The sequence below is a fragment of the Variovorax boronicumulans genome (genome assembly GCF_029892485.1).
GTDB lineage: Bacteria > Pseudomonadota > Gammaproteobacteria > Burkholderiales > Burkholderiaceae_C > Variovorax > Variovorax boronicumulans_B.
Genome location: NZ_JARXVG010000006.1, coordinates 96347 through 119467, shown reverse-complemented (window position 1 = coordinate 119467; position 23121 = coordinate 96347). Strand labels below are relative to the sequence as shown.

The following is a 23121-nucleotide window of genomic DNA, read 5'->3' as shown; positions in this document are numbered from 1 at the left end:
GGATCAGATCAACAACGGAGACAAGAAACATCATGAGAAGAAGCAACTTCCTGCGCGCCCTGGCAGCCCTCTCGGCCACGGCCACCCTCTCGCTCGGACTGGCCTCGACGGCCTCGGCGCAGGCGGCCAACGACTTCCCGAACCGCTCGATCGAACTGCTGGTGCCCTACCAGCCGGGCGGCGGCACCGACGGCCTGGCGCGTGCGTTCTCCGAAGCGAGCCGCAAGCACATCTCGCAGAGCATCGTGATCGTCAACCGCCCCGGTGCGGGCGGCGCCATCGGCTGGACCGAGGTGATCAACGCCAAGCCCGACGGCTACAAGCTCGCGGTGCTCACAGTCGAGCTGCTCACGCTGCCGCACCTGGGCCTGGCCAAGTTCAACTACGACGACTTCCAGCCGATTGCGCAGCTCAACGCCGACCCGGCCGCGATCACCGTGAAGGCCGATGCGCCGTGGAACACCATCGAGGAGTTCCTGGCCGCCGCGAAGAAATCGCCCGAAGGCATCCGCGTGGGCAACTCGGGCAACGGCTCGATCTGGCACCTGGCGGCCGCGGCGCTCGAAGACAAGACCGGCACGAAGTTCGGCCACATCCCGTTCCAGGGCGCGGCACCCGCGGTGCTCGCGCTCCTGGGCGGCCACATCGAAGCGGTGGCGGTGAGCCCGGCCGAAGTGACGACGCATGTGCAGGGCGGCAAGCTCAAGGTGCTGATGGTGATGGCCGACAAGCGCGTGAAGGGCTTCGAGAAAGTCCCGACCGCCAAGGAGCGCGGCATCGACCTGTCGATCGGCACCTGGCGCGGCATCGGCGCGCCGAAGAACACGCCGCCGGAAGTGATGGCGAAGCTGCGCGAGATCACCGCCAAGACGGCGGCCGAGCCGCTGATGCACGAGGTGATGGACAAGCAGAACCTGGGCTATGTCTACACCGACGGCGCTGTGTTCAAGGAGACGCTGGCCAAGGACAACGTCTACTTCAAGCAGCTGATCACCAAGCTCAACATCAAGCCCTGAGCCCGGCCCATGAAAAAAACCATCTCATCGCTGCTGTGGCTGGCCGTTGCCGGCCACGCCTCTGCCGCCACCTGGGTGTATGTGTCGAACGCGGACAGCCAGGAAATCTCGGTGCTCTCGCTGGACCGCGACAAGGGCACGCTCACGCCGGTGCAGACGCTCGCCGTCGGCGGCACCGTGATGCCGATGGTGATGAGCCACGACAAGCGCCTGCTGTACGCCGCGCTGCGCTCGCAGCCCTTCCGCGTGGCGACGATGTCGATCGACGCCGCCACCGGCAAGCTGCAGAAACTCGGCGAGGCGCCGCTGGCCGACAGCATGGCCAACATCGACATCGACGCGAGCGGCAAGTGGCTCTTCGCGGCCTCCTACCAGGGCGGAAAGATCTCGGTGAATGCCATCGGCAAGGACGGCACGGTGGGTGCCATCCAGCAACTGGTGCAGACCGGTCCCAACGCGCATGCGATCCATGCGGACGCAAGCAATCGCTTTGTGCTCGCGACCAGCCTGGGCGGCGACAACGTCTCGAGCTGGCGCTTCGATGCCGAGAAGGGCCAGCTGACGCCGAACGATCCGGCGCTGACGACCACCGCCGCCAAAGCCGGGCCTCGCCACTTCGTCTGGGACAAGGCACAGCGCCACGTCTACCTGCTCGACGAACTCGATGCCGCATTGCACGTGTTCGCATGGGATGCCACGCGCGGCACGCTGAAGCTGGAACAGAGCACGACCACGCTGCCCGCAGGCTTCAGCGGCAAGCCCTGGGCCGCCGACCTGCACCTGACGCCGGACGGGCGCTACCTGTATGCGTCGGAGCGCACGTCGAGCACGCTGTCGGCGTTCAAGGTCGATGCGACCACCGGCCAGCTGCAGCCGCTGGGCCAGACGCCAACCGAGAAAACGCCGCGCGGCTTCGCGATCGATCCGAGCGGCCGCTACCTGATCGCGGCGGGCCAGGAGTCGCACAGCATTTCGCTCTACGCCATCGACGCCGCGACCGGCGCACTCGGCAAGCCCGAGCGCCTGGCCGTGGGCAAGAACCCGAACTGGATCGAGATCGTGGACCTGCCCTGAACGGCTGAAGTCCGCCCATCGCCCATCAACACACTGGAGACAACGACATGCAACGCCGCACACTGATTCGAACCGCCCTCGCCTCTTCGCTGGCCACGGCCCTGCCCGCGTTCGCGCAGAGCAGCAACAACTGGCCGACGGGCAAGGCCATCACCTACCTCGTGCCCTTTCCGGCAGGCGGCACCACCGACGTGCTGGCCCGGCTGATCGGGCAGAAGCTGGGCACCGTGCTGGGCACGAGCGTGATCATCGACAACAAGGGCGGCGCGGGCGGCAGCGTGGGCTCGGAAGTGGGCGCGCGCGCGGCGCCCGACGGCTTCACGCTGGTGGGCGGCACGATCAGCTCGCACGCGATCAATGTGAGCCTGTACCCCAAGATCGGCTACGACCCGCAGAAGTCGTTCGCGCCGGTCACGCTGATCGGCACCAACCCGGTGGTGCTGGTGGTGAACCAGGCAAGCCCCTACAAGACGCTCAAGGACGTGCTGGAGGCGAGCAAGTCGAAGTCGGGCGGGCTCTCGTCGGCCTCGGCCGGCACAGGCACTTCGCAGCACCTGGCGCTGGAGCTGCTGGCCTTCAAGTCGGGCGTGAAGTTCACGCACATTCCGTACAAGGGCAGCGGCCCGGCGATCCAGGACGTGATCGGCGGCCAGGTCGACATGATGTTCGACACGACCGTGGTCGCGGGTCCGCACATCCAGAGCGGCAAGCTGCGCGCCATCGCCGTCACCTCGTCCAAGCGCCTGGCCTCGATGCCCGACGTGCCGACGGTGGCCGAATCGGGCGTGCAGGGGCTGAAGGATTTCGAGGTGGTGTCGTGGCAGGCGATCTTCGTGCCCGCGGGCACGCCGGCGCCTGTCGTCGACCGGCTGCACACCGAGATCCGCAAGATCCTCTCGACGCCGGAGATGCAGGACAAGCTCAAGGGCTTCGGCATGGAGCCGGCCGACCTGTCGACCGCACAGATCGCGGCGTTCCAGAAGGCGGAAGTCGAGAAGTGGGCGGGCGTGATCAAGGCTGCGGGCATCAAGGCGGATTGATCCGGCGTCGTCCCAAGGGAAGCTTCCTACACCTTCGGGCGAAAGCGCTTTATAGAATGCCTTTCCGATCCGCATCCGAAGCTCTCCACACGTGTCCGACCGCTCAGCAGTTCTGCCCCAATACCTGTTCCCCAAGCAGGCCCTGACCAATTTCGCCGGCTGGGTCGCGGGAAAGGAACGCGGTGCGGTCACGACGTGGATCATTCGCCGCTTCGTCGCCAAGTACGGCGTCGACATGGGCGAGGCGCTCGAGTCGGACATCGAGCACTACAAAAGCTTTAACCAGTTCTTCACGCGCGCCCTCAAGCCGGGCATGCGCCCGCTCGCGCAGGCCGACCTGGTCAGCCCCGTGGACGGTGCCATCAGCCAGTTCGGCGCGATCGAGGGCGACCAGATCTTCCAGGCCAAGGGCCACAACTACACGACCACCGCGCTGGTCGGCGGCGACGCGGCGCTGGCCGCGAAGTTCGCGCACGGCAGCTTCGCCACGCTGTACCTGAGCCCCAAGGACTACCACCGCATCCACATGCCCTGCGACGGCCGCCTGGTGCGCATGATCCATGTGCCGGGCGACCTGTTCTCGGTCAACCCGACCACCGCGCGCGGCGTGCCGGGCCTCTTTGCGCGCAACGAACGCGTGGTCTGCGTCTTCGAGTCGGCGCGCGGCCCCTTCGTGCTGGTGCTCGTGGGCGCCACCATCGTCGGCAGCATGGCGACCGTGTGGCATGGCGTGGTGAATCCGCCGCGCGTCGGCGAGCTGCGCGAGTGGCACTACAACGACCAGCAGATCGACATCAAGAAGGGCGACGAGATGGGCCGTTTCTTGCTCGGCTCCACCGTCGTCATGCTGTTCCCGGCGCCTGCATTGGCGTTCAACCCCGACTGGTCGCCCACCCGCGCGATCCGCCTGGGCGAAGCCATGGCCGACTACACCAATTTGTGAGGCTTTGTCTCACAACCCGCATGCAGCTTACCCTTACAGCTATAAAACTAGTAGCATCGTCATCGTTTGCGCTATAGTCGCCGTCCCGCAGGACGGTCCATAACCAATCACAAACAAGAGCGCGCGGCATCGGCCAGCCACAGGCCCGCAGCCCGCCCAGCTTCGAGGAGATGATGTCGATGAGTACCAAGGAAAACGCAGCCGTCAGCCAGTTGCTCGCATTGCTCGAAGCCCGCTATGCGCTGCGTGTGCTCTGGGCCCTGCGCGACGGCCATGCCCAGACCTTCCGCCTGCTGCAGGACAGCGTGGGCGGCATCACTCCCAACACCCTGAACACCCGCATCAAGGAACTGCGCGAGGCCGGCATCGTGAGCCACGGCAGCGACGGTTATTGCCTCACGCTCAGCGGGCAGGACCTGCTCAAGCGCCTGTCGGACCTGCAGGCCTTTGCCGGCAAATGGCAGCTGGGCCAGTTGAAGAAAGCCGCAGCCCCGGCGGCACCCGCGGCCACTGCGCCAGCGGCGCCCGTCGCGCCTCCAGCCCCCTCCTCGCCGCCTGCCACACCCCCTGCGCCGCCCGCCGATACGACCGGCTGAACCGGCGGCCCGTCCGGCATCGGTAAACTTCGCGCCTTCGATCCGATTTACCACTCATCGACGCAAGGAGCGTTTTCCCATGCCTACCACCCCCTCCGGCCTCCAATACGAAGACACCGAAGTCGGCACCGGCGCCGAAGCCAAGGCTGGCCAGCACGTGCATGTGCACTACACCGGCTGGCTCTACAACGACGGCGTGCAAGGCGCCAAGTTCGATTCGAGCCGCGACCGCAACGACGCTTTCGCGTTCTCGCTGGGCGCCGGCCAGGTCATCAAGGGCTGGGACGAAGGCGTGGCCGGCATGAAGATCGGCGGCAAGCGCACGCTGATCATCCCCGCATCGCTGGGCTATGGCGCCCGCGGCGCCGGTGGCGTGATTCCCCCCAACGCGACCCTCAAGTTCGACGTCGAACTGCTCGACGCGCACTGATCGCTCGCTGGCCAAGACTTGGCACACAGGCCCGATTTCGGGCCTTTTTCATGCCTCGACGGCCCCTTTTTCCTCATTTTTTCGCTTGAAATGCCCCGGGCCAGCCCCAAGTGGCTGGCTATCGTTTGTTTTCCGGCGCACGCCGTTCTTTGAAAAATGTCTGACCCGCAACAATCCGCACAGAATTCGCAAATGCTGCAAGGCGAGCCCAGTCCCGAAGAACTGGAGGCCGCGCAGGCCGCCAACGAAGCCGATGCGCTGGTGGCCGCCCAAGGCGAGCTCGCCACGCTGCAGGCCAAGAACGCCGAACTGGCCGACCAATACCTGCGCGCCCAGGCCGACGTTCAAAACGCCCGCCGCCGCGCCGACGACGAAATCACCAAGGCCCGCAAGTTCGCGGTCGAGGCCTTTGCCGAAAGCCTGCTGCCGGTGACCGACAGCCTCGAAGCCGGCCTCGCCATCAAGGACGCCACCCCCGAGCAGATCCGCGAAGGCGCCGAAGCCACGCTGCGTCAGTTGAAGAGTGCGCTCGAGCGCAACAAGGTGATCGAAGTGGCCCCGGCCGCCGGCACCAAGTTCGATCCGCACCAGCACCAGGCGATCTCGGTGGTGCCCGCGCCCGAGCAGGAACCCAACACCGTGGTGAGCGTGCTCCAGAAGGGCTACACCATCAACGAGCGCGTGCTGCGCCCGGCGCTGGTCACGGTCAGCGCACCGAAGTAATCCGTCGACACACAAGATTCCCACAGGAAATCCCCGCTCCGTCCCTTGAATCGAGCTGGGTTATCCACAAGTTCATAACAACATATTTTTCAGGCTTCAGGAGTAAAGAACATGGCAAAGATCATCGGTATCGACCTCGGCACCACCAACTCGTGCGTGTCGATCATGGAAGGCAACACCACGCGTGTGATCGAGAACTCGGAAGGTGCGCGCACCACGCCGTCGATCGTTGCGTACCAGGAGGACGGTGAAGTCCTGGTCGGTGCCTCGGCCAAGCGCCAGGCCGTGACCAACCCCAAGAACACGCTGTACGCGATCAAGCGTCTGATCGGCCGCAAGTTCGAGGAAAAGGAAGTGCAGAAGGACATCGACCTGATGCCCTACACCATCGCCAAGGCCGACAACGGCGACGCATGGGTCGAAGTGCGCGGCAAGAAGATGGCGCCGCAGCAGGTCAGCGCCGACATCCTGCGCAAGATGAAGAAGACCGCCGAAGACTATCTCGGCGAAACCATCACCGAAGCCGTGATCACGGTGCCGGCCTACTTCAACGACGCCCAGCGCCAGGCCACCAAGGACGCCGGCCGCATCGCGGGCCTGGACGTCAAGCGCATCATCAACGAGCCCACCGCTGCGGCCTTGGCCTTCGGCCTCGACAAGCAGGACAAGGCCGACCGCAAGATCGCCGTGTATGACCTGGGCGGCGGCACCTTCGACGTGTCGATCATCGAAATCGCGGACGTCGACGGCGAGAAGCAGTTCGAAGTGCTGTCGACCAACGGCGACACCTTCCTCGGCGGCGAAGACTTCGACCAGCGCATCATCGACTACATCATTGCCGAGTTCAAAAAGGAACAGGGCGTCGACCTGAGCAAGGACGTGCTGGCACTGCAGCGCCTGAAGGAAGCCGCTGAAAAGGCCAAGATCGAGCTGTCGAACAGCGCGCAGACCGACATCAACCTGCCCTACATCACGGCCGATGCCTCGGGTCCGAAGCACCTGAACATCAAGCTCACCCGCGCCAAGCTGGAGAGCCTGGTCGACGAGCTGGTCGAGCGCACCATTGCGCCCTGCCGCCTGGCCATCAAGGATGCCGGCATCAGCGTCAGCGACATCAACGACGTGATCCTGGTCGGCGGCATGACCCGCATGCCCAAGGTGCAGGAAAAGGTAAAGGCCTTCTTCGGCAAGGAACCGCGCAAGGACGTGAACCCCGACGAGGCCGTGGCTGTCGGCGCCGCCATTCAAGGCCAGGTGCTCTCGGGCGACCGCAAGGACGTGCTGCTGCTCGACGTGACCCCGCTGTCGCTGGGCATCGAGACCATGGGCGGCGTGATGACCAAGATGATCACGAAGAACACCACGATCCCGACGAAGTTCGCGCAGACCTTCTCGACGGCCGAAGACAACCAGCCGGCCGTGACCATCAAGGTGTTCCAGGGCGAGCGTGAAATCGCCTCGGGCAACAAGGCGCTCGGCGAGTTCAACCTGGAAGGCATTCCGCCGGCATCGCGCGGCACGCCGCAGATCGAGGTGAGCTTCGACATCGACGCCAACGGCATCCTGCACGTCGGCGCGAAGGACAAGGGCACCGGCAAGGAAAACAAGATCACCATCAAGGCGAACTCGGGCTTGAGCGAAGACGAGATCCAGAAGATGGTGAAGGATGCCGAGCTCAACGCCGAAGACGACAAGAAGAAGCTCGAAATCGTGCAGGCCCGCAACCAGGGCGAAGCCATGGTGCACAGCGTGAAGAAGTCGCTGGGCGAGCATGGCGCAAGCCTCGAGGCTGCCGAGAAGGAAGCGATCGAAGCCGCGATCAAGGACGTCGAGGAAGCCCTCAAGGGTGAAGACAAGGCCGTGATCGAGGAAAAGACCAACACGCTGATGACCGCCAGCCAGAAGCTCGGCGAGAAGATGTATGCCGAGTCGCAAGCGGCTGCGGCCAGCGCCTCGGCCGCCAGCGGTCCGGCTGGCGCGGAAGCTGCTGCGCACGCACAGGCCGACGACAACGTGGTCGACGCCGAAGTCAAGGAAGTCAAGAAGGGCTGATCCACAGCCCCTTGACCAAGGCTGGATCGCCCCACGGGGTGCTCCAGCCTTTCTCGCTTCAAGTCACCCGAGTTCCCGCCGTCTCCCGAGCCCCCTGATCGACCTGCCATGGCCACCAAACGCGACTACTACGAAACCCTCGGCGTTCCCAAGAATGCGAACGAGGACGAAATCAAGAAGGCTTATCGCAAGCTTGCGATGAAGCACCACCCCGACCGCAACCACGGCGACACCAGCAAGGACGCCGAGGCTAAGTTCAAAGAGGTGAAGGAGGCCTACGAAATGCTGTCGGACGGCCAGAAGCGCGCGGCCTACGACCAGTACGGCCACGCCGGCGTCGACCCCAACATGCGCGGCGGTCCGGGCGCGGAAGGCTTCGGTGGCTTCGCGGAAGCCTTCGGCGACATCTTCGGCGACGTGTTCGGCGGCGCGCGCGGCGGCCGCCAGAGCGGCGGGCGCCAGGTGTTCCGCGGCAGCGACCTGAGCTACGCGATGGAAGTCACGCTCGAGGAAGCGGCCGAGGGCAAGGAAGCCCAGATCCGCATTCCCAGCTGGGACAACTGCGACACCTGCAAGGGCTCGGGCGCCAAGCCCGGCACCAAGCCGATCACCTGCACCACCTGCCACGGCGCGGGCGCGGTGCAGATGCGCCAGGGCTTCTTCAGCGTGCAGCAGACCTGCCCCACCTGCCACGGCAGCGGCAAGATCATTCCCGAACCCTGCACGGTGTGTCATGGCCAGGGCAAGATCAAGAACAACAAGACGCTCGAGGTGAAGATCCCGGCCGGCATCGACGACGGCATGCGCATCCGCAGCACCGGCAACGGCGAGCCGGGCACCAACGGCGGGCCTCCTGGCGACCTGTACATCGAGATCCGCCTGAAGAAGCACGAGCTCTTCGAACGCGACGGCGACGACCTGCACTGCGTGGTGCCGGTCAGCGTGACCACGGCGGCGCTCGGCGGCGAGATCAACGTGCCCACGCTCAAGGGCGCGGCAGCCATCGACATTCCCGACGGCACGCAGAGCGGCAAGCAGTTCCGCCTGCGCGGCAAGGGCATCAAGGGCGTGCGTTCGAGCTATCCGGGCGACCTGTACTGCCACGTGCGTGTCGAGACGCCGGTGAAACTCACCGAGCACCAGCGCAAGCTGCTGAAGGAACTGGACGAGTCGCTCAAGAAGGGCGGCGACAAGCACAGCCCCACCGACAAGGGCTGGCTCGACAAGGCCAAGGAATTTTTCAGCTGATCTGAGAGAGAAAGGCACGATCCCGCCCGGCACCAAGGGCGTGCGGGAACGATCAGGCCTCGAGCCTCTGCGAGCACCGATTGCTGCAGGGCCTCGAGGCTTTTGTTCGTCTGCAGTTGCTGTCCTGGCGTCTTTCCTGGCGCCGCCGGCCCCGCTTTTGCCAAGCCGGTGCATCCAGTGGCTTGCAAGCGCCGTAGAGCACAGAGCCGGTGCCCGCCGCACCGTGACGGTACGCGCCGACCGGGCGCTGCGCTGCTTTCCCACGTGGGCATGCGCCAGCCGCTCATGAAAAAGTGGCGCGAGGATTGCTTTTAGATATTTTTTGGATGTGCAATAAACCAAACGATGGATCGCGCGTTATTGCAGGAGGGCGCATTTTTTATTGAGCTACTGCGCTCAATAGGAGTTGTGTTCTCGGGAAAACACCAATGTCGTTCGATATAGGCATTTCACCCGGAGAGAATTACGCAAGCGAGCCTTTTAATTTATCTGAGATTTTGAAAACTAGTTTGTATTTTTTTGGAACTTTACTCAGGAGTGGGGTCCCCAATAAATAAAAGATTTGCCGCTTTGAATGTTTGCTTTATCCTGATTGTTAGCAGAATGTTGTAGAGAGTTTTTTCACCGCATGCAGTGGGGGCGGGCACCTTTCAATGCGCGCACTGCCTTTGCTGCAGGCCTCGGGGCCAAAAGCCCCATTGACCTGATGGAGGCGTGACCATGGACGTGATCAGCAACTTTGCCGCCCGCTACGAGCGCACCCGCGAGGAGGTCATCTCCCTGCAGGAATATCTCGATATCTGCAAGCGAGACTCCACCGCCTACGCCACCGCCTCCGAGCGCATGCTCAAGGCCATTGGCGAGCCCGAACTGGTCGACACGCGCAACGACCCCCGACTTTCCCGCATCTTCGCCAACAAGGTCATCAAGATCTATCCGGCGTTCAAGGAGTTCTACGGCATGGAGGACGCCATCGAGCAGGTGGTGTCCTATTTCCGCCACGCCGCCCAGGGGCTGGAGGAAAAGAAACAAATCCTTTACCTCCTGGGGCCTGTCGGCGGCGGCAAGAGTTCGATTGCGGAGCGCCTGAAGCAGCTCATGGAGCACGTTCCCTTCTACGCGATCCATGGCTCGCCGGTGAACGAATCGCCCCTGGGGCTCTTCGACACCCTGGAAGACGGCGAGATCCTTGAAAAGGAATACGGCATTCCGCGCCGCTACCTGAATCGGATTCTTTCCCCCTGGGCCGTCAAGCGCCTGGAGGAATACGGCGGCGACATCCGCCAGTTCAAGGTGGTCAAGCGCTTCCCCTCGGTGCTGCGGCAGATCGCGGTCGCCAAGACCGAGCCGGGCGACGAGAACAACCAGGACATCTCCTCGCTGGTCGGCAAGGTCGACATCCGCAAGCTGGAGACCTACGCCCAGGACGACCCGGACGCCTACGCCTACTCCGGGGGGCTCTGCCTGGCCAACCAGGGGCTGCTGGAGTTCGTGGAAATGTTCAAGGCGCCCATCAAGGTGCTGCATCCGCTGCTCACGGCCACGCAGGAGAGCAACTTCAAGGGCACCGAGGGCTTCGGCGCCATTCCGTTCGACGGCATCGTGCTCGCGCACAGCAACGAGAGCGAGTGGAAGGCCTTCCGCAACAACAAGAACAACGAGGCTTTCCTCGACCGGATCTACATCGTCAAGGTGCCCTACTGCCTGCGCGCCTCGGAAGAAATCAAGATCTACGAGAAGCTGGTGCGCAACTCGTCTCTGGCGCAGGCGCCCTGCGCGCCCGGCACCTTGCGCATGATGGCGCAGCTCTCGGTGCTCACGCGCCTGAAGGAGCCCGAGAACTCGAGCACCTTCAGCAAGATGCAGGTGTACGACGGCGAGAACCTCAAGGACACCGACCCCAAGGCCAAGTCGATCCAGGAGTACCGCGACTACGCGGGCGTCGACGAAGGCATGAGCGGCGTCTCCACCCGCTTCGCCTTCAAGATCATCTCCAAGGTCTTCAACTTCGACAGCTCCGAGGTCGCCGCCAACCCGGTGCACCTGATGTACGTGCTCGAGCAGCAGATCGAGCGCGAGCAGTTCGCGCCCGAGGTCGAGCAGAAGTACATCAGCTACATCAAGGAACTGCTGGCGCCGCGCTATGCCGAGTTCATCGGCAAGGAAATCCAGACCGCGTACCTGGAGAGCTACAGCGAGTACGGCCAGAACATCTTCGACCGCTACGTCACCTACGCCGACTACTGGATCCAGGACCAGGAGTTCCGCGACGTGGACACCGGCGAGGTGTTCGACCGCGCCTCGCTCAACGGCGAGCTCGAGAAGATCGAGCGCCCCGCCGGCATCGGCAACCCGAAGGACTTCCGCAACGAGATCGTCAACTTCGTGCTGCGCGCACGGGCCGGCAACGCGGGGCGCAACCCGGCGTGGACCAGCTACGAAAAGCTGCGCGCGGTGATCGAGAAGAAGATGTTCTCCAACACCGAAGAGCTCTTGCCGGTGATCAGCTTCAACACCAAGAGCAGTGCCGACGAGCAGAAGAAGCACGAAGACTTCGTCACGCGCATGGTCGAGAAGGGCTACACGGCCAAGCAGGTCCGCCTGCTGTGCGAGTGGTACCTGCGCGTGCGCAAGAGTTCATAACGACGAGCCTTCATTCGTTCTCTTCTTTGCAAGGAGCTTTGACACCATCGTGGCCATCCTGCAGCAGATCATCGACCGCCGGCTATCGGGCAAGAACAAGTCCATTGGCAACCGCGAGCGCTTTCTTCGGCGCTACAAGGGGCAGATCCAGGAAGCGGTGCGGCGCGCCGTGAGCGGCCGCAACATCCGCGAACTGGAGCAAGGCGAAGACGTGACCCTGCCGCGCCACGATGTGTCCGAACCTGTGTTCGGCCATGCCCGCGGCGGCGACCGCGAGTACGTGCATCCGGGCAACCAGGAGTACCTGAAGGGCGACCGCATCGCCCGCCCCGACGGCCAGGGCGGCGGTGGCTCAGGCAGCGGCGAGGCCGGCGATGGCGGCGAGGGCGAGGACGACTTCGTCTTCCGCCTCACGCGCGAGGAATTCATGCGCGTCTTCTTCGACGACCTTGCGCTGCCGCACCTCATCCGCACGCAGATCGCCGACGTGCCCGAGTGGAAGAGCCACCGTGCCGGCTTCACGAGCGACGGCTCGCCCAACAACCTGCACGTTGTGCGCTCGATGCGCGGGGCGCTCGCGCGCCGCATCGCGCTGGGCGGCGAGCCGCGCAAGGAGCTCAAGCGCCTCGAGGCGCACCTGCTGCACCTGAAGGCGCATCCGCAGGCCACGACAGCGCTGATCGAGAAGGAGATCCGCGAGACCGAGGAGCTCATCGCAGAACTGCGCCGCACCATGCGGCACGTGCCCTACATCGACCCCATCGACCTGCGCTACCGCAACCGCGTGAAGACGCCTGTGCCGAGCGCCAAGGCGGTGATGTTCTGTCTCATGGATGTGTCGGGCTCGATGGACGAGGCGCGCAAGGACATGGCCAAGCGCTTCTTCATGCTGCTCTACATGTTCCTCACGCGGCACTACGAGACGATCGACCTCGTGTTCCTGCGCCACCACACGCAGGCGCAGGAAGTGACCGAGGAAGAGTTCTTCCACGCGACCGAGACCGGCGGCACCGTGGTCTCGAGCGCGCTGGTGCTGATGGACGAGATCATCAAGGCGCGCTACCCGAGCGGCGAATGGAACGTCTACGGCGCGCAGGCCAGCGACGGCGACAACTGGCACCAGGACAGCGGCCGCTGCCGCGAGCTGCTGGTCAACGACATCCTGCCGGTGGTGCGCTACTACGCCTACGTGCAGGTGGCCGAGACCGAGCAGAACCTGTGGCAGGAATACGCGCAGCTCGAAGGCGTGCAGCCCAACTTCGCGATGCGCAAGGTCTCCGACGCCCAGGACATCTATCCCGTGTTCCGCGACCTGTTCAAGAAGGAAGGGGTCACCACATGAACACCACCGCCGCCACCGACAGCCCTCCTTCGGACCTGAAGCTGGAGCGCCTGCCCAGTCCCTCGGACTGGACTTTCGAGCTGATCGCGACCTATCACGCAGAGATCGCCAAGACGGCCAAGGGCTTCGGCCTGGACACCTACCCCAACCAGCTCGAGGTGATCACCGCCGAGCAGATGATGGACGCCTACGCCAGCGTGGGCATGCCGATGATCTACCGCCACTGGTCGTACGGCAAACAGTTCATCGCGACCGAGAAGAACTACAAGCGCGGCCACATGGGCCTGGCCTACGAGATCGTCATCAACTCCGATCCGTGCATCGCCTACCTGATGGAAGAAAACACCATGGCCATGCAGGCCCTGGTGATTGCGCATGCGGCCTACGGTCACAACAGCTTCTTCAAGGGCAACTACCTGTTCCGGATGTGGACCGACGCGTCGTCGATCATCGACTACCTCGTCTACGCGCGCCACTACATCGCCGAGTGCGAGGAGCGGCATGGCCTCGACGCGGTCGAGGAACTGCTCGACTCCTGCCACGCGCTGATGAACTACGGCGTCGACCGCTATCGCCGTCCGCAGAAGCGCTCGCTGGCACAAGAGAGCGCCCAGCGCGCCGACCGCGAACGCCACATGCAGCAGCAAGTGAACGATCTCTGGCGCACGCTGCCCAAGCGCGCGGAGCAGGCGGCCGAGTCCGATGCCTCGCGGCGCTTTCCCTCGGAGCCGCAGGAGAACCTGCTGTACTTCATCGAGAAGAATGCGGCGCTGCTCGAACCCTGGCAGCGCGAGGTGGTGCGCATCGTGCGCAAGATCGCGCAGTACTTCTATCCGCAGCGCCAGACGCAGGTGATGAACGAAGGCTGGGCCACTTTCTGGCACTACACGCTGCTCAACACGATGTACGAGCGCGGCCAGCTGGCCGACGGCTTCATGATGGAATGGCTCAGCTCGCACACGGGCGTGATCTTCCAGCCGCCGGTGGGCCACCGGGCGTACAGCGGCATCAATCCTTATGCGCTGGGCTTCAAGATGTTCACCGACCTGCGGCGCGTCTGCGAGAACCCCACCGAGGAAGACCGCCGCTGGCTCCCCGATTTCGCGGGCACCGACTGGGTGAAGACGCTGGACTACGCGATGCGCAACTTCAAGGACGAGAGCTTCGTCGGCCAGTTCCTGAGCCCGAAGACGATGCGCGACTTTCGCCTGTTCGCGATCCGCGACTACCAGAGCGAGGCCGAACTCGAGGTGTCCGCCATCCACGACGACAGCGGCTACCAGTCGCTGCGCGAATCGCTGTCACGCCAGTACGACATCAGCAGCCGCGAGCCCGACATCCAGGTGTGGAGCGTGGCCACGCGCGGCGACCGCTCGCTCACGCTGCGGCATACACAGCGCAACAACCTGCCGCTGCACGACGGGGCGGAAGAAGTGCTCAAGCACGTCGCGCGGCTCTGGGGCTTCGACGTGCATCTGGAAAGCATCGACAGCGCGGGGCGCATCAGCCGCAGCTGGAAGGCCGCGGCGCCCAAGCAGATGTACTAGCGGGTCAGGTCAGGGCACCAGCGCGGCAATCGCCAGCGTGTAGCCCTTGACGCCCAGCCCCACGATGATCCCGCGCGCCGCTGGCGAGATGTACGACTTGTGGCGGAACTCCTCCCGCGCGTGCACGTTCGAGATGTGCAACTCGATCAGCGGCACGCTCGCGCCCTTGATAGCATCGTGCAGCGCGATCGAAGTGTGCGTGTAGGCACCCGGGTTCATCACCACGCCGAGCATGTGGCCGGCGGCCACTTCGTGGCCCGCTTCCTGGATCCAGTCGACCAGCACGCCTTCGTGGTTCGACTGGCGGCATTCGATCTCCACGCCGAGCTTCGCGCCCGTTTCCTTGCACAGGCGTTCGACATCGGCCAGCGTGTCGCGTCCGTATTGCTCGGGCTCGCGCGTGCCGAGCAGGTTGAGGTTGGGGCCGTTGAGGACGAGGATTTTCTTCATGATGAATCGGGGTCGGAAGGTCGGGTTCGGGGCGGAGACGACAATTATGTTCGCCCCACGGCCCTGTGAAATCCCCGCCCCATGAACACTGACGACTCGCCCCGCTGGCACCCTGTGGCCCCTTCGGCCGACCTGCGCCCCGGCGCCAACATCGTCGCCGGCTTCGCAGAGGGCCAGGAACTCGCGCTCTGGCGATCGGCCGACGGCGCGGCCCAGGCCTGGGAAAACCGCTGCCCGCACCGCAGCGTGCGCTTCACGCTCGGCCATGTCATCGAAGACCGGCTCGCCTGCGCGTACCACGGCTGGCAGTACGCCGCGGGCAACGGGCAGTGCGTGAGCATTCCAGCCCATCCGGCGATGCAGGCGCCGCGCAACGTCTGCGCCAAGGTCTTCGGAGCGGTCGATGCGGGCGGCATGCTGTGGGTCAACCTTGCCGCGCAGGACGCGTCCGCTGCGATGCCATCGTTGGTCGAAGCCGTGCCGGCCGGCTGGCACTTCTGCCGCACGCTGACGCTGCGTGTCGGCGCGCAGGACGTGCGCAACGCCCTCGCAAGGAACGGCCTTACTGCCGACGCGGCGAAGGGTGCATTTCAGGGTGAACTCGATGGAGTGAAGACCGCTGCACTGGTGCTCGATGCGCAGCCGCAACTCACCTTCATCCACCTGTGGACCGAGGCGCCGCCCGGCTCCGACGCAATGAAGACCCTCCACACGGCCGCGCGCGACCTGCGCAGTGCCATCGAAACACAAGGCTGAGGAAACCGCGATGCCCTTCGTCACCGACGACTCCAACATGCTCGACGACTGGCTGATCGTCGGCCCTGCGACTGCGCTGGCCGGCACGTCCGAACGGCAACCGCATGTCACCTGCCTGCTCGGCGAAGCGTTGGGCCTCTGGGCCAACGCCGACGGCACGCCGCAATGCCGCCTCGGCACGCAGCCACTGGCCGTGCAATCGCAGTACGGCTACCTCTGGGTCTGCCCCAGCGGCCGCCCCGCTCGCCCGCTCTTTGCGTTCCCCGAATACACCGAACCCGGCCGCCGCACCGTCGATTGCGGCGGCATCGGCGTCGCGGTGTCGGGCCTGCGCGTGATCGAGAACTTCCTGGACATGGCGCACTTCCCCTTCGTGCATGCCGACTATCTCGGCAAGGTGCCGCACACCGAGGTGGCGCAGTACCAGGTGGACATCGACCCCGCCACCGGCGAGATCTGGGCGACCGACTGCCGTTTCTGGCAGCCCCGCGCATCGGCCGCGCACGACACCGGCGCCAACGTGCTCTACAAGTACCGCGTGATGCAGCCGTTCTCGGCCATGCTCTACAAGTCGAGCCTGCGCCCCGACGCGCAGGACGCCATCGGCCTCTTTCTGCAGCCGATCGATGACGAGCATGTGATCGCGCACACGATCCTCGCCTGCTTCGACGACGTCTCCACCGACGCCGAGCTCATCGCCTTCCAGCAGGCCATCTTCGGACAGGACAAGCCGATCCTGGAGAACCACGCCTTCAAGCGCATGCCGCTCGAGGGCCGTGCCGAGACGCCCACGCGCGGCGACACGTCTTCGGTCACCTATCGCCGCTGGCTGCGCGAGCGCGGCATGCGCTTCGGCACGAGGGCGGCCGCATGACGACGATGCTGAAGCTCTACGACTACCCGCTTTCGGGCAACTGCTTCAAGGTGCGGCAGATGCTGGCGTGGCTTGGCGTGCCGCATGAAACCATGCCCGTCGATTTCTACCCCGGCCGCGCACACAAGTCGGCCCCGTTCCTGGCGAACGTCAACCCGCTCGGCCAACTGCCGGTGATCGACGACTACGGATTCGTGCTGCGTGATGCGCAGGCCATCCTGATCTACCTGACGAGCCGTTACGACGCGCAGCACTGCTGGTATCCGGACGACCCCAAGCAGCGCGGCCAGGTCGCGATGTGGCTCGCCACGGCCGACGAGATCACCCGCACCGCATCGGCCGCCCGGCTGCACGATGCGCTCGGCTACCACCACCTGGACATCGACGCCTGCCGCAGCGGCGCGCGCGCCGTGTTCCGCATGCTCGACGACCACCTCGCCGAACAGGCCAGCGCGGGCCTGCGCTGGCTGGCCTCGGCGCCCGATCCGACGATTGCCGACCTCGCCTGCTTCCCGTATGTCGCGCTGGCCGGCGAAGGCGGCATCTCGCTCGACGAGTTTCCGGCCCTGCGGAACTGGGTGTGGGATTTCCGACACCTGCCCGGGTTCATCGGGATGTCGGGTATCTTCCCTGCTGGCCCTGCCTGAGTATTCTTGGGGTCCGCCCCTCCCTCTCCCTCTTTCCCCCCGAACCCGCCATGAAAACCAAAGCCGCCGTCGCCTGGAAATCCGGAGCCCCCCTCACCATCGAAACCGTCGACCTCGAAGGCCCGAAGTTCGGCGAAGTGCTGGTCGAGATCAAGGCCACCGGCATCTGCCACACCGACTACTACACGCTCTCGGGCGCCGACCCCGAAGGCATCTTCCCAGCGATCCTCGGCCATGAAGGCGCGGGCATCGTGGTCGATGTGGGCCCCGGCGTCACCACGCTGAAAAAGGGCGACCACGTCATTCCGCTCTACACGCCCGAGTGCCGCCATTGCAAGTTCTGCCTCTCGCGCAAGACCAACCTGTGCCAGCTGATCCGCGGCACACAGGGCAAGGGCCTGATGCCCGACGGCACCTCGCGCTTCAGCCTCGACGGCAAGCCGATTGCCCACTACATGGGCACCTCGACCTTCAGCAACTACACCGTCGCACCTGAAATCTCGCTGGCCAAGATCCGCGAGGACGCGCCCTTCGACAAGGTCTGCTACATCGGCTGCGGCGTCACCACCGGCATTGGCGCGGTGATCTTCACGGCCAAGGTGGAAGCCGGCGCCAACGTGGTGGTGTTCGGCCTGGGTGGCATCGGCCTCAATGTGATCCAGGGCGCCAAGATGGTGGGCGCGGACAAGATCATCGGCGTGGACCTGAACCCCGAGCGCGAAGCCATGGCCCGCAAGTTCGGCATGACGCACTTCATCAACCCGAAGGACACCGAGAACGTCGTCGATGCCATCGTGCAGCTGACCGACGGCGGCGCCGACTACAGCTTCGAATGCATCGGCAACACCAAGGTGATGCGCCAGGCGCTCGAATGCACACACAAGGGCTGGGGCCGCAGCATCATCATCGGCGTGGCCGAAGCGGGCGCCGAGATCAGCACGCGTCCGTTCCAGCTGGTCACCGGCCGCAAGTGGGAAGGCTCGGCCTTCGGCGGCGCACGCGGCCGCACCGACGTGCCCAAGATCGTCGACTGGTACATGGAAGGCAAGATCAACATCGACGACCTGATCACGCACACCATGCCGCTGGAAGACATCAACAAGGGCTTCGACCTGATGAAGCGCGGCGAGTCGATTCGCGGCGTGGTTCTCTACTGATCCTCGCGAGGCACCGGCCATGAACCGCATGGAGCCATTGCGCAAGGTCGAGGCGGGCGTCCTCGAGGTCGCCTACTACGAAGCCGGTCCGGTGGACGGCCCGCCCGTGCTGCTGATGCACGGCTTTCCGTACGACATCCACACCTACGCCGAAGTCGCGCCAATGCTCGCGGACCAGGGCTGCCGCGTGATCGTGCCGTACATGCGCGGCTACGGCGCCACGCGCTTCCTCGCAGACGCCACGCCGCGCTCGGGCGAGCAGGCGGCCTTCGGCGCCGACCTGCTCGCGCTGCTCGACGCGCTGAAGATCGAGCGCGCCGTGCTCGCCGGCTACGACTGGGGCGGCCGCGCCGCCTGCGTCGTCGCGGCGCTCTGGCCCGAACGCTGCGCGGGGCTCGTTTCGCTCAACAGCTACAACATCCAGGACATCGCCCGCGCGATGGAGCCGGACACGGCAGAGAACGAATACAGCCTCTGGTACCAGTACTACTTCCACAGCGAACGCGGCCGTGCCGGCCTCGCGAAGGACCGCAACGCAATCGCAAAGCTGCTCTGGAAACTGTGGTCGCCGACCTGGCAGTTCGACGACGCCACCTTCGAGCGCAGCGCCGCCGCCTTCGACCACCCCGACTTCGTCGACGTGGTGATCCATTCGTATCGCCACCGCTTCGGCCTCGTGTCCGGCGACCCGGCGTATGCGGACATCGAGCGCCGCCTCGCCGCGCAACCCGCCATCACCGTGCCCGCCATCACCTTCGACGGCATCGACGACGGCGTGCGACCGCCCGCCGATGCCTCGGCCCATGCGCACCGCTTCAGCGGACCGCGTTCACATCGCCTTGTGCCCGGCGCGGGCCACAACTTGCCGCAGGAAGCACCGCGCACCTTCGCCGATGCGGTGCTCGAACTGGTTCCCGCACTGCGCAACAAGAAACCATGACCGACCACACACCCAAGACCCTGTCCGAACACCCCTGCTTCGGCGGCGTGCAGAGCTTTCACGAACACGCCTCGCAAGAGATCGGGCTGCCGATGCGCTTCTCGGTCTACCTGCCGCCGCAGGCTGCGAACGGGCCGGTGCCGGCGCTGCTTTACCTCGCGGGCCTCACCTGCAACGAAGAGACCTTCGCGGTGAAAGCCGGCGCGCAGCGCATGGCCGCGGGCCTGGGCCTTGCGTTGATCGCGCCCGACACCAGCCCGCGCGGCCCCGCGGCCGAGTCCGTGCCCGGTGCGAAGGACGACTGGGACTTCGGCATCGGCGCCGGCTTCTACCTGGACGCCACGCGGGAGCCGTGGTCCACGCACTGGCGCATGGAAAGCTGGATCGTCCACGAGCTGCTGCCGCTCGTGGCGCAGCACTTCGCCATCGACGGGCAGCGCATCGGCATCTTCGGCCACTCGATGGGCGGGCACGGCGCGCTCACGCTGGCGCTGCGGCACCCGGGGCGCTTCAAGTCGCTCTCAGCGTTTGCGCCGATCTGCGCGCCCACGCAGTGCCCATGGGGCGAGAAGGCGTTCGACGGCTACCTCGGCGCACCCACCGTGGACCGCGCGCAGTGGCTCGCGCACGATGCCAGCGCGCTCATGCGGTCGCAGACCGTCGCGCCGTACCCGCAAGGCATCCTCATCGACCAGGGGCTGGCCGACAAATTCCTCGCCGAGCAACTGCACCCCGAGGTGTTCGAGGCGGCCTGCTTCGCCGCGGGCCAGCCGCTCACGCTGCGCCGGCACGCGGGCTACGACCACGGCTACTACTTCGTCCAGAGCTTCATGGCCGACCACATCGCGCACCACGCGCAATCGCTGCACGCCTGATCGACTGCGGCGTGACTGCGGGATGCACGCGCCGTATCATGAAACGCATGTCCGCCGCCCAAATCCCCGCCTTCCACCTGCGGTCGCGCGATGGCACCGCCGAAGAGAGCATCGTGCTGGCCGGCATCTGGCGCCGCGCATGGATCTCGGCCAATCGCGGCGCCGCCTTCACCGAACCCATCTCGCACTGGCTGCGCCGCGTGCAGACCGAATTCGTGTCGCCGGCCGAGGTGGTGCTGGCCGAGCGCGACGGCCAGGCACTCGCGTTCATGGTGCTGCTGGAGCGGCGCGAGTACGTGGCGCAGCTTTTCGTCGAGCCGCACCTGCGCAACCAGGGCCTCGGGCAGGCGTTGCTGGACGAAGCCTGCGTGCGCATACCGACCGGCTGGCGGCTGCACGTGGCCACCACCAACACCGCTGCGCAACGGTTCTACGAACGCTACGGCCTCGTGCGCGGCACGGTCGACCACCATCCGACCAGCGGGCGCGAACGCATCGCCTACCATTGGTCGCCCTCGCGCCCGCCATGGCGGGTGGATTGAGCGGCCCACCCACTTCTTCTTCCATGCGCATCGATCACATCGCACTCTGGACCACCGATCTCGAACGCTGCAAGCGTTTCTATGTCGATTACTTCGGCGCGACGGCCGGCGCGGGCTACGTCAATCCGGCCAAGGGTTTCGCCTCGTGCTTCCTGAGCCTGGGCGATGGCGCCCGCATCGAGGCGATGACGACCAGCACGCTCGCACCTGTGGCGGCCGAACCCGGCGCGCAGCGCATGGGCTGGACGCACCTGGCGATCAGCGTGGGCTCCGATGCCGCCGTCGACGCGCTCACGCAGCGGCTGAAGGCCGACGGCTACCCGCTGCTCGACGGCCCGCGCCGCACCGGCGACGGCTACTACGAGAGCGTGGTGCTCGACCCGGACGGCAACCGCATCGAGATCACCGCATGAGCGATTTCGTCCAGAGCCTGCACGAGGTCTTCGAGCGCCTCGGCCGCATCCAGACGCGCCGCATGTTCGGCGGCCACGGCGTGTGGCACGAGGGCCGCATGATCGCGCTCGTTTTCAAGGACACGCTGTACCTCAAGTCCGATGCCGGCAGCGCCGAGCAATTCGACCGGCTGAACCTGCCGCCCTTCACCTATGTGCGGCAGGGCAAGGAGATGCCGATGTCGTACCGGCAAGCCCCGGCCGACTTCTTCGAGGACCGCGAAGAAGCCGCGCGCTGGGGTCGCCTCGCCTACGAAGCCGCCCTGCGTTCGGGCCAGCCCCCGAAACAGCCAAAGCCCAAAGCCGCAGCGAAGAAAGCCGCCGCGAAGAAGGCGTCCACCAAAAAGACACCCGCAAAGAAAGCCCCAGTGAAGACCAAGAAAGCAGCCCCTCGGTGAGCGACAACACCTCTTCGTTGCAGCCCCTGCCCGAACGCGAGCAGATCGCCCTGCTCGAGCCCTTCGAGGGCCTGGACCTCAAGGACATCGTCGTCGTCACCACGCTGCAGGAAGCCGAGCACGCCGCCGCCACCTTGCTGGCCGCGGGCGTCGCCGGCTTCGACACCGAATCCAAGCCCACCTTCGCGAAGAACGAGGTCTCGGGCGGGCCGCATGTGGTGCAGTTCTCGACGCGCGACAAGGCCTGGCTCTTCCAGCTGCACCGCACCGAATGCAACCCGGTGGTCGCCGCGCTGATCGCCTCGACCGAACTCAAGAAGGTCGGCTTCGGCCTCTCGACCGACCTCACGCTGATTCGCAACCGCCTGAACATCGAGCCCGGTGCGGTGTACGACATCGACAACGAATTCCGCCGTCGCGGCTACCGCAAGTCGGTGGGCGTGAAGACGGCGGTCGCGCTGGTGTTCGACCGCCGCTTCATGAAGTCGCGCAAGGCGACCACCTCGAACTGGGCCAACAAGCAGTTGACGGAATCCCAGATCCGCTATGCGGCCAACGATGCCTATGCATCGATTCGCGTGTTCGACGCGCTCTTTGCCGGCGCCTGAGTTCGCAAGCAGGGCCTCAGTCGCGCCCGGCTTCCAGGATCGCCTGCGCGAGCCGCGCGGAATTCGAGAAGAACATCTCGTGGCTGCCGGGGCACTCCACCAGCCTGAACAGCCCCAGCCGCTCCGACAGGCGCGGATGCCACGGCAGGCTGTGCGGCAGCGCAATGTCCTGCTGGCAGTTGACGTAGGACTTGCCGAGCGCGAGCGCCGCGAGCGGCTGCCTGAGCTGGATCCTGTCGGTGAAGGTGCGGTACGGGTGCGGGTTCAGCTTGTCGTAGGCGGACTGCGCGAGCGCGAGGTCGGCATCGTTGATGAAGGCCTCGCGCCACACCTCGAACGGCAAGGTCACGGCGTTGCCGTTCGCCCCGGCGATGGCATCGAACATCGTCACGTAGTGCGGCGGCACCATGTCGTTGAGCGATTCGCCGTCGAGCGGCACGAAGGCGTTGATGTAGACCAGCCGCTTCAGGCGGTGCGCGATGCGGTCCACCACGCCCGAGATCACCATGCCGCCGTAGCTGTGGCCCGCCAGGCGCACCTCGGTCAGGTCTTTCTCCTCGATGTAGCGTACGGCCGAGGCGATGGCGTCTTCCAGGCCGATCGTCGCGCGGTCATCGCCGGGCCGGTTGCCAGCCAGCGTCGGGCAATGCACCGCGTGACCGGCTTTGCGCAGGTGATCGGCCACAGCTTCGATTTCGGCGCCGGTGTGCCAGGCGCCGTGGACGAGAACGTAGGTGTCGGACATGGGTGTCTCCTTCTTGGGTGGAA

Annotated in this window: 24 protein-coding genes; 22 read left to right on the top strand and 2 right to left on the bottom strand. The window is 65.4% G+C overall.

All coding sequences use genetic code 11. The features are described 5' to 3' along the window. Window positions 1-32: 32 nt before the first annotated feature. The 12 genes from M2282_RS15775 to M2282_RS15720 all read left to right on the top strand — a co-directional run bounded on the left by M2282_RS15775 (window position 33) and on the right by M2282_RS15720 (window position 14654). Window positions 33-1016 carry a Bug family tripartite tricarboxylate transporter substrate binding protein gene (locus tag M2282_RS15775; RefSeq protein WP_280809732.1) on the top strand — a complete coding sequence of 328 codons (984 nt, stop codon included), beginning with the start codon at window positions 33-35 and terminating at the stop codon, window positions 1014-1016. A 9-nt stretch (window positions 1017-1025) separates the two neighbouring features. Then, window positions 1026-2090, top strand: coding sequence for a lactonase family protein (locus M2282_RS15770; protein ID WP_280809731.1), 1065 nt, complete (start codon window positions 1026-1028; stop codon window positions 2088-2090). Between the two features lie 47 nt (window positions 2091-2137). After that, a complete protein-coding gene (locus M2282_RS15765) occupies window positions 2138-3130 on the top strand; it encodes a Bug family tripartite tricarboxylate transporter substrate binding protein (protein ID WP_280809730.1) in 993 nt (330 codons plus the stop codon). A 91-nt stretch (window positions 3131-3221) separates the two neighbouring features. Continuing rightward, window positions 3222-4073: an archaetidylserine decarboxylase gene (gene asd, locus M2282_RS15760; protein WP_041942837.1), complete on the top strand. Its 852-nt coding sequence runs from the start codon at window positions 3222-3224 to the stop codon at window positions 4071-4073. Window positions 4074-4252: 179 nt separating this feature from the next. Continuing rightward, complete coding sequence (locus M2282_RS15755) at window positions 4253-4669, top strand: winged helix-turn-helix transcriptional regulator (RefSeq protein WP_280809729.1); 417 nt, start codon at window positions 4253-4255, stop codon at window positions 4667-4669. Between the two features lie 79 nt (window positions 4670-4748). Beyond that, entirely contained in the window at window positions 4749-5099 is a 351-nt protein-coding gene (locus tag M2282_RS15750) for an FKBP-type peptidyl-prolyl cis-trans isomerase (protein WP_280809728.1), read from the top strand. Between the two features lie 156 nt (window positions 5100-5255). Further along, window positions 5256-5822: a nucleotide exchange factor GrpE gene (gene grpE, locus M2282_RS15745; RefSeq protein ID WP_280809727.1), complete on the top strand. Its 567-nt coding sequence runs from the start codon at window positions 5256-5258 to the stop codon at window positions 5820-5822. 111 nt (window positions 5823-5933) lie between these two features. Beyond that, on the top strand, window positions 5934-7874 hold the full coding sequence (gene dnaK / locus M2282_RS15740) for a molecular chaperone DnaK (RefSeq protein ID WP_280809726.1): 1941 nt from the start codon (window positions 5934-5936) through the stop codon (window positions 7872-7874). Between the two features lie 108 nt (window positions 7875-7982). Continuing rightward, window positions 7983-9122: a molecular chaperone DnaJ gene (gene dnaJ / locus M2282_RS15735; protein ID WP_280809725.1), complete on the top strand. Its 1140-nt coding sequence runs from the start codon at window positions 7983-7985 to the stop codon at window positions 9120-9122. A gap of 720 nt (window positions 9123-9842) precedes the next feature. Beyond that, window positions 9843-11765, top strand: a complete 1923-nt coding sequence (locus M2282_RS15730; RefSeq protein ID WP_206178159.1) for a PrkA family serine protein kinase — start codon at window positions 9843-9845, stop codon at window positions 11763-11765. 49 nt (window positions 11766-11814) lie between these two features. Further along, window positions 11815-13107, top strand: coding sequence for a YeaH/YhbH family protein (locus M2282_RS15725; RefSeq protein ID WP_280809724.1), 1293 nt, complete (start codon window positions 11815-11817; stop codon window positions 13105-13107). After that, window positions 13104-14654 carry a SpoVR family protein gene (locus M2282_RS15720; protein ID WP_280809723.1) on the top strand — a complete coding sequence of 517 codons (1551 nt, stop codon included), beginning with the start codon at window positions 13104-13106 and terminating at the stop codon, window positions 14652-14654. The genes M2282_RS15725 and M2282_RS15720 overlap by 4 nt, the downstream gene beginning before the upstream one ends. 9 nt (window positions 14655-14663) lie before the next feature. On the opposite strand, the gene aroQ is transcribed toward M2282_RS15720, so the two are convergent. Next, window positions 14664-15104, bottom strand: coding sequence for a type II 3-dehydroquinate dehydratase (gene aroQ, locus M2282_RS15715; RefSeq protein WP_280809722.1), 441 nt, complete (start codon window positions 15102-15104; stop codon window positions 14664-14666). 81 nt (window positions 15105-15185) lie between these two features. On the opposite strand from aroQ, the gene M2282_RS15710 reads away from it, so the two are divergent. Genes M2282_RS15710 through M2282_RS15665 form a run of 10 tightly spaced genes read left to right on the top strand, consistent with a single transcriptional unit; the run spans window position 15186 to window position 22353 of the window. Continuing rightward, window positions 15186-15860 (top strand): Rieske 2Fe-2S domain-containing protein, encoded by a 675-nt coding sequence (locus M2282_RS15710; RefSeq protein WP_280809721.1) that lies wholly within the window; start codon window positions 15186-15188, stop codon window positions 15858-15860. A gap of 10 nt (window positions 15861-15870) precedes the next feature. Beyond that, window positions 15871-16734: an aromatic ring-hydroxylating dioxygenase subunit alpha gene (locus M2282_RS15705; RefSeq protein ID WP_280809720.1), complete on the top strand. Its 864-nt coding sequence runs from the start codon at window positions 15871-15873 to the stop codon at window positions 16732-16734. After that, the gene (locus tag M2282_RS15700; RefSeq protein ID WP_280809719.1) at window positions 16731-17381 is read left to right on the top strand and encodes a glutathione S-transferase family protein; all 651 of its coding nucleotides are present in this window, start codon (window positions 16731-16733) and stop codon (window positions 17379-17381) included. Before M2282_RS15705 ends, M2282_RS15700 begins: the two co-directional genes overlap by 4 nt. A 50-nt stretch (window positions 17382-17431) precedes the next feature. Then, window positions 17432-18538, top strand: coding sequence for an S-(hydroxymethyl)glutathione dehydrogenase/class III alcohol dehydrogenase (locus tag M2282_RS15695; RefSeq protein ID WP_013540323.1), 1107 nt, complete (start codon window positions 17432-17434; stop codon window positions 18536-18538). Window positions 18539-18557: 19 nt separating this feature from the next. Further along, window positions 18558-19478 (top strand): alpha/beta fold hydrolase, encoded by a 921-nt coding sequence (locus M2282_RS15690; RefSeq protein WP_280809718.1) that lies wholly within the window; start codon window positions 18558-18560, stop codon window positions 19476-19478. Then, entirely contained in the window at window positions 19475-20353 is an 879-nt protein-coding gene (gene fghA, locus M2282_RS15685; RefSeq protein ID WP_280809716.1) for an S-formylglutathione hydrolase, read from the top strand. The genes M2282_RS15690 and fghA overlap by 4 nt, the downstream gene beginning before the upstream one ends. 47 nt (window positions 20354-20400) lie before the next feature. Next, window positions 20401-20895 carry a GNAT family N-acetyltransferase gene (locus M2282_RS15680; protein ID WP_280809715.1) on the top strand — a complete coding sequence of 165 codons (495 nt, stop codon included), beginning with the start codon at window positions 20401-20403 and terminating at the stop codon, window positions 20893-20895. A gap of 23 nt (window positions 20896-20918) precedes the next feature. Further along, a complete protein-coding gene (locus M2282_RS15675; protein ID WP_280809714.1) occupies window positions 20919-21308 on the top strand; it encodes a VOC family protein in 390 nt (129 codons plus the stop codon). Further along, window positions 21305-21745, top strand: a complete 441-nt coding sequence (locus M2282_RS15670) for a TfoX/Sxy family protein (RefSeq protein ID WP_280809713.1) — start codon at window positions 21305-21307, stop codon at window positions 21743-21745. The genes M2282_RS15675 and M2282_RS15670 overlap by 4 nt, the downstream gene beginning before the upstream one ends. Beyond that, window positions 21742-22353 (top strand): 3'-5' exonuclease, encoded by a 612-nt coding sequence (locus M2282_RS15665; protein WP_280809712.1) that lies wholly within the window; start codon window positions 21742-21744, stop codon window positions 22351-22353. Before M2282_RS15670 ends, M2282_RS15665 begins: the two co-directional genes overlap by 4 nt. 16 nt (window positions 22354-22369) lie before the next feature. On the opposite strand, the gene M2282_RS15660 is transcribed toward M2282_RS15665, so the two are convergent. Then, the gene (locus tag M2282_RS15660) at window positions 22370-23098 is read right to left on the bottom strand and encodes an alpha/beta fold hydrolase (protein WP_280809711.1); all 729 of its coding nucleotides are present in this window, start codon (window positions 23096-23098) and stop codon (window positions 22370-22372) included. Window positions 23099-23121 lie beyond the last annotated feature (23 nt).